This window comes from Actinomycetospora endophytica, assembly GCF_021026375.1.
GTDB classification, from domain to species: Bacteria; Actinomycetota; Actinomycetes; order Mycobacteriales; family Pseudonocardiaceae; genus Actinomycetospora; species Actinomycetospora endophytica.
Window position 1 is genome coordinate 222,528 of the sequence record NZ_JAJNDB010000009.1, and the last position, 12,465, is coordinate 234,992.

Below are 12,465 nucleotides of genomic sequence, written 5' to 3' on the forward strand. Positions count from 1 at the left end.
CGGCGATGTCGCTCGACGACGCGGAACGATCGGCCGTCGGCCGACCCAACATCCTGTTGATCACGACGGACGAGGAGCGGTACCGCCTGCCCCGCGCGGACGGCTTCGCCCTCTCCGCCCGCGAGCGCCTGGCGGAGAACGGGACGACCTTCGACCACTACTACGTGGCGTCCGCGATGTGCAGCTCGTCCCGCTCGGTGATCTACACCGGCCGCCACATGCCGAACACCGAGATCTACGACAACGACAACATGCCCTACGTCCGGCCGCTCGACCCGTCGTTGGGCACGCTCGGGACGATGATGCGCGAGGTCGGCTACTACTGCGCCTACCAGGGGAAATGGCATCTCTCGAACGCCTACCGGGCACCCGGTGACACCCGCAGCACCGAGCACGCCCTCGAGCCGTACGGGTTCTCGGAGTTCAACGACTGGGGCGACCTCGACGGCGGGGCCTGGGCCGGACTGACGGTCGACCCGGTGATCGCCGGGCAGGCGGTGAAGTGGCTGCGCAACCGGGCCGCCTCGGTGCGGGCCGAGCAGCCGTGGTTCCTCGCCGTGAACTTCGTGAACCCGCACGACGTCATGAGCTACGACTACGGTGGCCGGCGGGCCGTGACCCCACCGCCCAACCTGGCCGAGGCGATGGTGGTCCGCCCGCCGGCCGACATCCCGCTCTACCGGCGGACGTGGGACGTCGAGGTGCCCGACAGCAACCACGACGATCTCACCGGCGCCGCTCCCGCCGTCCGGGAGTACGCGGACGTCATGCGGACGATGTTCGGTCCGGTCGTCGACGAGCAGAGCTGGCGGCTGGGGCTGAGCTTCTACCTCAACTGCACCCGCGACGTGGACCGCAACATCGCCGTCGTGCTCGACGCGCTGGCCGCCAGCGGTCAGGCCGACCGGACCGTCGTGGTCTTCACCTCCGACCACGGCGAGCTCGCCGGCTCGCACGGCCTGCGCCAGAAGGGCAACCTCGTCTACGACGAGAACTTCCACGTGCCCCTCGTCATCGCCCACCCCGACGCGCCGGGCGGTACCCGGACCGACGAGCTGGCGTCCGCGGTCGACCTGGCGCCCACGGTCCTCGAGCTCGCGGGGCTGGACCGCGACCAGATCGCCACCCGGTTCCCGGACCTCCCCGGCCGGTCCCTCGTCCCCGCGCTCTACGGCGGCTCGAGCGGCCGCGAGGGGGTCCTCACCGCGGTCGAGGCGATCACGACCCTCGACGCGGGCTTCTGGCGACGCCTGGGCGACGAGGGAGCCGGGGGGATCCGGTCCGGCGAGCTTCGGCCGGACTGGACGAAACGGGGGTTCCTGCGCGGCTACACCGACCGGCGCCACACCTTCGGGCGGTACTTCTCGCCGCTCGAGCCGAACCGGCCCCGCACCCTCGACGGCCTGCTCGCCGACAACGACGTCGTGCTCTACGACCGCGAGACCGATCCCGACGAGCAGGTGAACCTCGCCGCCGACCCGGCGCACCGCGACCTCGTCGCCGAGCTCTCCGGACGCCTGGAGGCCCTCATCGACGCCGAGATCGGCCCGGACACCCGCGCCTGGGTCCCGGAGCGTCCCCGGCTGCTCGGCTGGCCGACATGGCGGGGGGACGCCGTGCCGGCCGGGCGGTCGGCCTGACGCCGGGTGGGAGATCCCGTCGCCGTCGGGCACGGTGGGCCCCGTCGTGATCACGCGAGGAGGCCCGGCGATGGCGCTGTCGACGACGTTCACCGAGCGGTTCGGGATCTCCCACCCGATCGCGCTCGCCCCGATGGGCGGTGCGGCGGGCGGCGCGCTGGCCGCGGCGGTGTCGAACGGCGGCGGGCTGGGACTGCTCGGTGCCGGTTCGGGTGGTGACCCGGCGTGGGTGGAGCGCGAGCTCGACGTCCTCACCGCGACGACGACCGCGCCGTGGGGCGCGGGCTTCCAGTGCTGGGCGGCCCCCGTCGATCTCGTGGCGCGGACGCTCGAGCGCGGACCGGCCGCGATCATGCTCGCCTTCGGTGACCCGACGCCCTACCTCGACGCGGTCCGCGGCAGCGGTGCGGCCCTGATCCTCATGGTCACCGATCTGGCGGAGGCGCGGCAGGCCGTCGAGCTGGGCGCGGACGTCGTCATCGCGCAGGGCTCCGACGCCGGCGGGCACGGCGGGTCCCGCGGCACGCTCGGCTTCGTCCCGGTCGTGGCGGACCTCGCCGGCGGCATCCCGGTGCTGGCCGCGGGTGGGATCGGCGACGGGCGCGGGGTGGCGGCGGCGCTGACGCTCGGGGCGGCGGGCGCGCTGATCGGCACCCGGCTGCTGGCCAGCCCGGAGGCGCTGGTGTCGGCCGCGTACGGGAAGGCCCTGCTCGAGAGCGGCGGGGAGGACACCGAGCGGTCGCGGGTGTACGACATCGCCCGGGAGTCGGCGTGGCCCCGGCGCTACACCGGCCGGGCCCTGAGCACCCCGTTCTCCCGGCGCTGGCGCGACCACGAGGAGGAGCTCCGGGACGACGCCGGGGCACGGCGGGAGTTCACCGACACCGAGGTGGTCTGGGCCGGGGAGTCGCTCGACCTCGTGACCGACCTGGTCCCCGCCGCCGAGATCGTCGGCACGGTCGCCGCGGAGGCCGGGGACGCGCTGCGCCGGGCCGGGCGCGCCGTCGTCGACTGACGCGCCGTCGAACGACCCCCGCGCCGCCCGATCGGCGGATACTCCGGGGACATGGACCTCGACGCGGCACGCGACTTCCTCCGCACCCACCACCACGCCGTCCTCGCGACGACCCGCTCCGACGGCGCCCCGCAGCTCTCGCCGGTCGCCGTCGGGATCGACGGGGACGGCGCCGCCGTCATCAGCACCCGGGAGACCGCGGTGAAGACGAGGAACCTGCGCCGGACGCCGCGCGCGTGGCTCGCCGTGCTCAACGACGGGTTCTTCGGGGAGTGGGCGCAGGTCGAGGGTGACGTGGAGATCGTCGACCTGCCCGGCGCGCTCGAGCACCTGCGCGCGCTCTACCGCCAGGTCGCGGGGGAGCACCCCGACTGGGCGGACTTCGACGCGGCGATGGAGCGCGAGAAGCGGGTCGCGGTGCGCATCCACCTCGACCGGGCGGGCCCGACCGTGAGCGGCTGAGACGTCGAATAATCTGGTGTTGTCTGGTGTATGCGCCAGACACCGGACGCGACGACCAGGAGATTCACCCCCGATGATGCGCACGCACCCCGCCGGCACGCTGCGCGCCGAGAACGTCGGCGCCACCGTCACCCTCGCCGGATGGGTGGCCCGCCGTCGGGATCACGGCGGCGTGGTGTTCATCGACCTGCGCGACGCCTCCGGCGTGGTGCAGGTGGTGTTCCGCTCCGGGGAGGTCGCCGAGGCCAGCCACCGGCTACGCTCGGAGTACTGCGTGCAGGTCACGGGCGCTGTGGAGGCCCGGCCCGGCGGCAGCGAGAACGCCGAGCTGGCCACCGGCGCCGTCGAGGTCAACGCGACCGGCCTGACGGTGCTCTCCGAGTCGGCCCCGCTGCCCTTCCAGATGGACGAGACGCCCGGTGAGGACGTCCGGCTGCGCTACCGCTACCTCGACCTGCGCCGCGAGGGGCCGGGGCGGGCGATCCGGATGCGCAGCGACGCGAACAAGATCGCGCGCGACGTCCTGCACGACCGCGAGTTCGTCGAGATCGAGACCCCGACGCTGACCCGGTCGACCCCGGAGGGCGCCCGCGACTTCCTCGTGCCCGCGCGTCTGCGCCCCGGCAGCTGGTACGCGCTGCCGCAGTCCCCGCAGCTGTTCAAGCAGCTCCTGATGGTCTCCGGCATGGAACGCTACTTCCAGATCGCCCGCTGCTACCGCGACGAGGACTTCCGCGCCGACCGCCAGCCGGAGTTCACCCAGCTCGACATCGAGGCGAGCTTCGTCGACCAGGACGACGTCATCGCGCTCGGCGAGGCGATCGTGTCGGCGCTGTGGTCGCAGCTGGCCGGCTACGAGATCCGGACACCGATCCCGCGGATGACCTACGCCGACGCCATGGCGCGGTACGGCTCGGACAAGCCCGACCTGCGCTTCGGGATCGAGCTCACCGAGCTCACCGAGTACTTCGCGGAGACGCCGTTCCGGGTGTTCCGCAACCCCTACGTCGGCGCGATCGTCATGCCCGGCGGCGCCTCGCAGGCCCGCCGGACCTTCGACGGGTGGCAGGAGTGGGCCAAGCAGCGCGGGGCCCGCGGCCTGGCGTACGTGCTGGTCGGCGACGACGGGCAGGTCGGCATGGGCGGCCCCGTCGCCAAGAACCTGTCCGACGCCGAGCGCGAGGGCCTGGCCAAGGCCGTCGGCGCGAACCCGGGCGACTGCGTCTTCTTCGCCGCCGGCGCCCGCTCGGAGGCGCGGGCGCTGCTCGGCGCGGCCCGGGGCGAGGTGGCGCGCCGGCTGGAGCTCATCGAGGAGGGGTCCTGGTCGTTCGTGTGGATCGTCGACGCCCCGTTGTTCGAGGCCGCGGACGAGGCCACCGCCGCCGGTGACGTCGCCGTCGGGTCCGGGCAGTGGACCGCGGTGCACCACGCCTTCACCTCGCCCACCCCGGAGTGGGTGGACTCCTTCGAGTCCGACCCGGCGAACGCACTGGCCTACGCCTACGACCTGGTCTGCAACGGCAACGAGATCGGCGGCGGGTCCATCCGTATCCATCGCCAGGACGTGCAGGAGCGGGTGTTCGCCCTGATGGGCCTCTCGCCGGAGGAGCAGCGCGAGAAGTTCGGCTTCCTGCTCGACGCCTTCTCCTACGGCCCCCCGCCGCACGGCGGGATCGCGTTCGGCTGGGACCGCATCTGCGCCCTGCTCTCCGGCATGGACTCCATCCGCGACGTGATCGCGTTCCCCAAGACCGGCGGCGGCTACGACCCGCTGACGGCCGCGCCCGCGCCGATCACCGCACTGCAGCGCAAGGAGGCCGGGGTGGATTCCAAGCCGGCACCGGCGAACCCGGTGAAGCCGCAGGAGCGGCCGGTGGAGGACAGCGGCTCCGGCGGCGCGACCGGCGCCTGAGCTGCGGATGAGCTGCGGATCCGTGGGCGGCGAACGTCACATCGGTCACCGCCGTCCGCGCACGTAGGGTTACCTGCTGACACCGCCCCGTGTTCGTCCGAACGCGGACGTGCATCGATTCCGAGTTCGTCACGTTCCTATTACTCGCGAGTAGCAGACGTGGTGGACGGTAGGGTCCATCGTCTGATGACCCCGCTGACGGCCGACGAATCCGGTGCTCCCTCCCCGTCCGACGCTCCAGGCGACCCTCACGAGGACGGGGCGCTGGACCGCACCGTGGCCCTCGCCGAGGAGCTCCTGACCCGTCGCAGCGGGGCGCAGGTCCGCCTCGCGGACGCCGAGGATCTGGGCGGCAGCACCCGCTCGCGGGTGGTGCGCGTGCGGGTGTCCGAGAACCCGTTCTCGCTGCCGCGCTCCCTGGTCGTGAAGCACTACGTGGGCGCGCCGGGTCCGGCGGACGGCACCGACCGGACCGACCCGTTCCCGTACGAGGCGGCAAGCTGCCAGCTCTTCACGGCGCTGCCCGCCGAGGACCGGGCCACCCCGACCCTCTACGCGAACGATCCCGAGCGGCGCCTGCTGGTCCTCGAGGACCTGGGGCGCTGCTCGACGCTCGCCGACAAGCTGGACGGGGACGACCCCAAGGCCGCCGAGCGCGCCCTGCTCGGGGCCACGCGCGCGCTCGGGACCCTGCAGGCCGTGACGGCGGCCCGCGAGGGCGACTTCGGGGCCCTGCTGCGCCGCTCCGGCGTCCGGCACTGGCGGGACCCGCTCGCGGACGACGCCCGTTCCGCCCTCGCCGAGGTGCCCGACCTGCTCGCGCACCTGCTGCGGGTGGAGGCCGCGCCGGCGGCGGTCTCGCACGCCCGGTCGGCGGCGAGCCTGCTCGGGGGCACCGAGTACCGCGCGTTCAGCCCGTCCGAGGTCTCCCCGGACAACTGCCTGCTCACCGGGGCCGGGGCCCGCTTCCTGGACTTCGAGTGGGGCTGCTTCCGCGACGTCGCGCTGACCGCCGCGTCGGTCCGGCTGCCGTTCCCGGGCTGGGGCCGAGCCGCCGTCCTGCCGACCGGCATGGCCGAGGCGATGCACGCCTCATGGCAGTCGGAGGTCGCGGGCGTGTGGCCCGAGCTCGCCGACCCGACGGTCTCCGGGCCGCGCCACCTGGCCGCCACCACGCTCTGGGTGTGGGTGTGCACCCGCTCGCTGCTCCCGAGCGTCGTCGGGCATGGGCCCGGACCGGAGCAGGTCGTCGTCGGACGCCCGACCGAGTACGCCGCCGCAGTGCTCGCGAGCTACTGGCGCCGGCTGCGCACCGACGCGGAGCGCCACCGGGAGGACGCCCCGATGGCCCTCGCCGACGCCGTCGTCACCGCCCTCGAGCCCTACGGCGGCGACGAGCCGCTGCCGCCGTTCCCGGCCTTCAAGAAGTGCTCCGGACGCTAGGTGCGCGGCGCACCCAGGGAGCGGTCGGCCAGCGTCACGACCACGAAGAGCACCGCCGCGCCCATCATGAACCAGGCGAGGTGGTGCAGGCCCGGCGTGTCGGCGCGCGGGCTGAGGAAGACCCCGCCCGCGGTCGAGGCGACGATCGCGCCCAGGTAGTAGAAGGTCCGGAGCAGGCCCGCCGAGGAGCCGATCCGCTCCGGTGTGGCCTGGTGGTAGACCGCGTTCTGGTTGGCGAGGTTGTTGAGGCCCTGCGGCACCCCGGCCACCAGGGCGACCACGACGACGACCCACACCGCGCTCGACGGCCCGAGGGTGAGCAGCAGCCCGGCGACCACCACCTGCGTGACCGCCCCGACGAGCAGCTTCCCGCGGATCTCGGGACGCCGGCCGGTGAGCGTCGAGACGAGGATCCCGGTGCCGAACACCGGCAGGAGCACGAGCCCGGCGAGCGACGGGTCGAGACCCAGCCCGCCGTCGTCGGGGGATCCCTCCTCCAGCCACTGCGTGAATCCGTAGAGCAGGGAGTACGACGACACCGCGGTGAGGAGGGAACGCGCGTAGGTCGCGAGCAGCGGCCCGTTGCCGCCGAGCAGGCGCAGGTCGAGGAACGGCGACGACGCCCGCAGCTCCCACCACACCAGGCCGGCCGCCGCGAGGACCGCGATCACCGGCAGGAACCACAGCCAGGACTCCGGGTGGACGAGGAAGAGCAGCAGCGCGACCAGCGCGACGGTGAACAGCGCGATGCCGGCGAGGTCGATGCGCGACGCGAGCCCGGTGCGGGTGCTGCGGTCGGCCAGCGGCTCGCGGGGGAGCCGCCACGCCCCGAGCGCCAGGCACGCGAGGGCGAGCGGCGCGTTCACGGCGAAGGTCGCGTGCCAGCCCCCGACGGCGATGAGCAGGCCGCCGAGGGTGGGCCCGATGACGGCGACGGTCTGGGTGGAGACGGCGAGGATCGTCAGGATGGTCTGCGGGCTGTCCCGCCCGGTGCGCTGCGCCTCGGAGCGGATGAGGTGCATCGCGGCCGGATAGCCGGCGCAGGTCCCGAACCCGATGAGCACCCGCGCGACGACGAGCACGCCGAGCGCCGGCGCGAGTGTCCCGAGCACGCCGCCGACGCCGATGAGCACCGACCCCACCAGGTAGAGCCGCCGCGGTCCGTAGAGGTCGATGAGCCGCCCGACGACGGGCTGCCCGACCGCCGTCGCGAGATAGAGCCCCGTCACCAGCCACGCGGTCTCCGACGCGGGCGCCGAGAACGCGACCCCGATCGGGATCAGCGCGACGGCGAGCATCGTCGAGTTGATCGGGTTGAGGATCGCGCCGAGGATCATCGGCAGGATCAGCCGGCGATCGAAGGCCTCGGCAGCCTCGTCGTCGGGACGCGAGCGGCGGAGCGCCCTCAAGAGATGAAGCGGGCGATGCGCTCCAGTGCCTGCTCCAGCTGGGGGAGCGCGGTCGCGTACGAGCACCGGACGTGGCCCTCGCCCGACGGCCCGAAGACGCCGCCCGGCACCACGGCCACCTTCTCCTGCGTGAGCAGACCCTCGGCGAACTCCTCCGAGCTCATCCCGGTCGTGCGGATCGACGGGAAGACGTAGAACGCGCCACCCGGCTCCGGGCAGGTCAGCCCGAGCTCGTCGAGGCCCTTGGCGAACAGGCGACGGCGACGGTCGTAGTCGGCGACCATGTCCTCGACCTCGTCCTGGGCGGTGCGCATGGCCTCGAGCGCCGCGATCTGGGACATGTGCGGGGCGCAGAGCATCGTGTACTGGTGGATGCGGTGCATGAGCGCGGCCAACGGCTCGGGCGCGCACACGTAGCCGACCCGCCAGCCGGTCATCGCGTACGACTTCGAGAACCCGCCGAGCAGCACCGTCCGCTCCCAGGCACCGTCCGCGGCGGACGCCGGGGTGTGGGTGCCCTGGTAGGTCAGCCGGTCGTAGATCTCGTCGGAGAGCAGCCACAGGTCGTGCTCGACGGCGAGGGCGGCGAGGGCTCGGAGGTCGTCGGCGCTCTGGGCGGACCCGGTGGGGTTCGACGGCGACCCGAACAGGATCGCCTTGGTCCGCCCGGTGACCGCGGCCCCGATGAGCGCCGGGTCCAGCCGGTAGGCGTCGGCCGGGTCGAGGGCGACGGGCACCGGGGTCCCGCCCGCGAACGCCACGCACGGCGCGTAGGCGACGTAGCAGGGCTCCGGGACGATCACCTCGTCGCCGGGGTTGAGCAGCGCCCGCAGCGTCAGGTCGAGGCCCTCCGAGACGCCCGAGGTGATCAGGCACTCGTCCTCGGGGCGGTACCGCACGCGGTAGCGGTCGGCGAGGTCGGAGCAGACCTCCTCGCGCAGCTCGAGCAGGCCGGAGTTGCTCGTGTACGTCGTGGCGCCGTGCTCGAGGGCGTGGATCGCGGCCTCGCGGGCGCTCCACGGCGTCGGGAAGTCCGGCTCGCCGACGCCGAGCGAGATGACGCCCTGCATGCTCTGCGCGAGGTCGAAGAACTTGCGGATGCCCGACGGCGGGACGGTCTTGACGACCTCCGAGAACGGCTTGGCGGGAGGGGCCATCAGGGGGTCACCGACAGACGCTGGTCGGGCTCGGGGTCGATCAGCAGCTGGCCGTCGTCCTTGTAGCGCCGCAGCAGGAAGTGGGTGCTCGTCGCGGTGACGCGCTCGACGCCGGAGAGCTTCTGCGCGACGAAGTCCGCGACCTCCTTCATCGACTCGCCCTCGACCTCGACCCGCAGGTCCTGAGCGCCGCTCACGAGGTGCACCGCCCGGATCTCCCGGAACCGCGCGATGCGCTCGGCGACGTCGTCGAACCCGCGCCCGCGCTCCGGCGCCACGGTGACGTCGACGAACGCGGTCACCCGCTGGTCGCCGAAGCGGTCCCAGTCGACGACCGTCTTGTACTTCCGGATCACGCCCGAGGCCTCCCACGCCGCGATCTGCTCGCGCACGCTGGCCTCGTCGATCCCGGTCAGGGTCGCGATGCGCTCGACGCTCGCGTGCGCGTCCGCCTCGAGCACCGTGAGGATCTCCCGCATGAGCACCGACCCTATCCGGCAGGCGCTCCGTCGTTCTGAGCGAAGGGCCCCTTCGCTCGGATAGTTCGAGCGAAGGGCACCTTCGCTCAGAACGCCTGGCTCAGAACGCCGGGCTCAGAAAGGCCTCGCTCAGGACGCCGGGTCTCGCCGAACCCGGCCGTCCAGCCGGGACTGTGGCTCCCCGCGGACCGTCGCCGACCGTGATCACGACGAGCGTGACGGACCGTTCGGTCCCGAGGGCCTTTGCTCACACGGTTCGCGATCATGTTCCGGCCGACCCGAGCGAAGGGGCCCCTCGCTCAGAACGGGGGCGCGGCCGGCAGCGGTGATCCACATCCGGGCGGCACGGTGCTCGCTCAGCGATCACACTGCCGCCCGATTCGTGATCATGGTCAGAGGCCGGCCGTCGTTCTGGGCGAAGGGGCCCTTCGCCCGATCTATTCGAGCGAAGGTGCCCCTCGCTCAGAACCCACCGAGCCCGGCCGACCTGCGGTGTCGGTGCGGACCAGTAGCGTCGGGTGCGTGAGCGAGGAGGGCCCGTGAGCGAGGAGGCCGACGGGGCGCTGTTCGACGTGGCGCCTCCCGAGCCGGCGCAGCGTCCCGCCGAGGAGGACCTGCGTCCGGTCACGCGTGGCGTCGTCGAGGACCGCCCGGCCCCGACCGGCGAGGGCCCCCGCCCGCCGCTGGCCGTCAGGATGCGCCCGGCGAGCCTGGACGAGGTCGTCGGCCAGGACCACCTGCTGGCGCCCGGCGCCCCGTTGCGCCGCCTCGTCGAGGGCGCCGCACCCGCGTCGGTCCTGCTCCACGGCCCGCCCGGCACCGGCAAGACCACGCTCGCCCGGCTCATCTCGCAGGCCACCGGCCGCTCGTTCGAGGCGCTCTCCGCGCTGAGTGCCGGGGTGAAGGAGGTCCGCGGGGTCATCGAGGTCGCGCGGAGACGCCTCGCCGCCTCCGACCCGAGACGCACCGTCCTGTTCATCGACGAGATCCACCGCTTCAGCCGCACCCAGCAGGACGCCCTGCTCGGCGCGGTGGAGGACCGGGTCGTCCTGCTGGTCGGGGCCACCACGGAGAACCCGAGCTTCTCCGTCGTCGCGCCCCTCCTGTCCCGCAGCCTCGTCCTCGGCCTGCACGCCCTCGACGACGAGGCGGTCGGCCTCCTGCTCGACCGCGCGGTCGCCGACGACCGCGGCCTCGGCGGCACCGTCACCCTCACCGACGAGGCCCGCGCACACCTGGTCCGCCTGGCCGCGGGCGACGGCCGCCGCAGCCTCACCGCCCTCGAGGCGGCCGCCGATGCCGTGACGGACGAGCACGGCGAGATCACCCTCGCCGTCGTCGAGCAGGTCGTCGACGAGGTGGCGGTGCGCTACGACCGCGCCGGCGACCAGCACTACGACGTCATCTCGGCGTTCATCAAGTCGATCCGCGGCTCGGATCCGGACGCGGCGCTCCACTACCTGGCCCGCATGATCGTGGCGGGGGAGGACCCGCGGTTCATCGCGCGGCGCCTCGTCGTGCACGCCAGCGAGGACGTCGGGCTCGCCGACCCGACGGCGCTGCAGGCGGCCACCGCGGCCGCGCAGGCCGTACAGCTGATCGGCCTGCCGGAGTGCCGGATCGCGCTCGCGCAGGCGACGATCCACCTCGCGACCGCGCCGAAGTCGAACGCCGTCATCACCGCGATCGACGCCGCGATGTCCGACATCCGCACCGGGGCCGCCGGACCGGTGCCGCCGCACCTGCGCGACGGGCACTACGCCGGGGCGCAGAAGCTCGGCAACGCCGTCGGGTACCGGTACCCGCACGACGAGCGGGCCGCCGTCGTCGCGCAGCAGTACCCGCCGGACGAGCTGGTCGGCCGGGACTACTACGAGCCCAGCGGGCGGGGCGAGGAGCGGGCGATCGCCGAGCGTCTCGCACGGCTGCGCGACGTCGTCCGCGGCTGAGTCGGTCGGGCCCAGTCCCTGAGCCGTACGACCCGTGATCAACCGGGCACCCTGCGTACCCGACCGTCCGCCGACAGGGCTAGTGCCTGCCCCCCGGGGCGGAGCGCGGCGATCATGGTCATCCGGGTAGCCTTCCGCCACCGCACGGCGCGCCCGGTTCGTCCCGGCCCTGTCAGCGGAGACCCTGGATCCCAGCCGAAGGGGAAGTGACCGTGTCGGTCGGGCAGATCGCGGCCATCATCGCCGCGGCGGCGTTCGTGATCCTCGTGCTGCTGCTGGCGGTACCCCTGATCAAGCTGGGGCGCACGCTGGACGAGGCGACGATCGCCATCCGGAAGACCCACGAGGGTTCGGCCCCGCTGCTGGACGACGCCCAGGTCACGCTGACCACGGTGAACACCCAGCTCGAGCGCGTCGACGGCGTCACCGCCAGCGCCCAGGCCGTCGCGGCGAACACCCGCGCGCTGAGCTCGCTGTTCACCGCCACGCTCGGTGGCCCGCTGGTGAAGGTCGCCGCCGTGTCCTATGGGCTGCGCAAGGCGAGCCAGAACCGCAAACTGAAGAACGCGCCGCCTGCCAAGGCCAAGCGATCGAAGCGGAGTACCCGGGGATGAAGCGACTGTTCTGGATGGGGGTCGGCGTCGCCGTCGGCGTCAGCGCCTCCCGCAAGGTGTCCCAGGCGGCCCACCGCGCCAGCCCGGCCGGTGTGGGCGCCAGCCTCGGCGAGGGCCTGCGCGAGCTCGGAGCCGGCCTCGGGGCCTTCGGCGCCGAGGTCCGCGCCGGAATGTCCGAGCGCGAGGACGAGCTGTACTCCTACGTGGAGCAGTCGACGAACATCCCGGTGCGCCCGGCCGTGCCCGCCGCCCCGGAGCCGACGCCCGCCGCGCGTCACACCCGAGCGCCTCGGCGGGGGGCCGCGGGCCGCTGAGCCCGGCACGCCGATCCGTCGCTGCGGCGCCCCCGCACCCACGCCATCCCGGAGTCCGGGCGGGCGTGCGC

11 protein-coding genes are annotated in these 12,465 nt (G+C 73.6%); 8 read left to right on the forward strand and 3 right to left on the reverse strand.

Annotated features, from left to right (window positions below; all coding sequences use genetic code 11):
- Positions 1-5: 5 nt before the first annotated feature.
- From LQ327_RS30915 to LQ327_RS30935, 5 genes are all read left to right on the forward strand, one after another.
- Positions 6-1,640: a sulfatase family protein gene (locus tag LQ327_RS30915; protein ID WP_230740089.1), complete on the forward strand. Its 1,635-nt coding sequence runs from the start codon at positions 6-8 to the stop codon at positions 1,638-1,640.
- 70 nt (positions 1,641-1,710) lie between these two features.
- A complete protein-coding gene (locus LQ327_RS30920; protein WP_230740091.1) occupies positions 1,711-2,655 on the forward strand; it encodes an NAD(P)H-dependent flavin oxidoreductase in 945 nt (314 codons plus the stop codon).
- A gap of 51 nt (positions 2,656-2,706) precedes the next feature.
- Entirely contained in the window at positions 2,707-3,117 is a 411-nt protein-coding gene (locus LQ327_RS30925) for a PPOX class F420-dependent oxidoreductase (RefSeq protein WP_230740094.1), read from the forward strand.
- A 73-nt stretch (positions 3,118-3,190) separates the two neighbouring features.
- Positions 3,191-5,029 (forward strand): aspartate--tRNA ligase, encoded by a 1,839-nt coding sequence (gene aspS / locus LQ327_RS30930; protein ID WP_230740097.1) that lies wholly within the window; start codon positions 3,191-3,193, stop codon positions 5,027-5,029.
- Between the two features lie 186 nt (positions 5,030-5,215).
- On the forward strand, positions 5,216-6,472 hold the full coding sequence (locus LQ327_RS30935) for a hypothetical protein (RefSeq protein WP_230740099.1): 1,257 nt from the start codon (positions 5,216-5,218) through the stop codon (positions 6,470-6,472).
- Here LQ327_RS30935 and LQ327_RS30940 read toward each other — a convergent pair.
- The 3 genes from LQ327_RS30940 to LQ327_RS30950 are packed head-to-tail and all read right to left on the reverse strand — an operon-like array spanning position 6,469 to position 9,517.
- Positions 6,469-7,881, reverse strand: coding sequence for an MFS transporter (locus LQ327_RS30940; RefSeq protein WP_230740101.1), 1,413 nt, complete (start codon positions 7,879-7,881; stop codon positions 6,469-6,471). The two genes, LQ327_RS30935 and LQ327_RS30940, sit on opposite strands and share 4 nt — an antisense overlap.
- Complete coding sequence (locus LQ327_RS30945) at positions 7,878-9,038, reverse strand: aminotransferase class I/II-fold pyridoxal phosphate-dependent enzyme (protein WP_230740104.1); 1,161 nt, start codon at positions 9,036-9,038, stop codon at positions 7,878-7,880. Before LQ327_RS30945 ends, LQ327_RS30940 begins: the two co-directional genes overlap by 4 nt.
- Positions 9,038-9,517 (reverse strand): Lrp/AsnC family transcriptional regulator, encoded by a 480-nt coding sequence (locus LQ327_RS30950; protein WP_230740108.1) that lies wholly within the window; start codon positions 9,515-9,517, stop codon positions 9,038-9,040. Before LQ327_RS30950 ends, LQ327_RS30945 begins: the two co-directional genes overlap by 1 nt.
- A 539-nt stretch (positions 9,518-10,056) precedes the next feature.
- Between LQ327_RS30950 and LQ327_RS30955 the strand changes: the two genes are divergently transcribed.
- The 3 genes from LQ327_RS30955 to LQ327_RS30965 all read left to right on the forward strand — a co-directional run bounded on the left by LQ327_RS30955 (position 10,057) and on the right by LQ327_RS30965 (position 12,394).
- A complete protein-coding gene (locus LQ327_RS30955) occupies positions 10,057-11,466 on the forward strand; it encodes a replication-associated recombination protein A (RefSeq protein ID WP_230740110.1) in 1,410 nt (469 codons plus the stop codon).
- A gap of 212 nt (positions 11,467-11,678) precedes the next feature.
- Positions 11,679-12,080 carry a DUF948 domain-containing protein gene (locus LQ327_RS30960; protein WP_230740113.1) on the forward strand — a complete coding sequence of 134 codons (402 nt, stop codon included), beginning with the start codon at positions 11,679-11,681 and terminating at the stop codon, positions 12,078-12,080.
- Positions 12,077-12,394: a hypothetical protein gene (locus tag LQ327_RS30965; protein WP_230740115.1), complete on the forward strand. Its 318-nt coding sequence runs from the start codon at positions 12,077-12,079 to the stop codon at positions 12,392-12,394. The genes LQ327_RS30960 and LQ327_RS30965 overlap by 4 nt, the downstream gene beginning before the upstream one ends.
- The last annotated feature ends 71 nt before the right edge of the window (positions 12,395-12,465 follow it).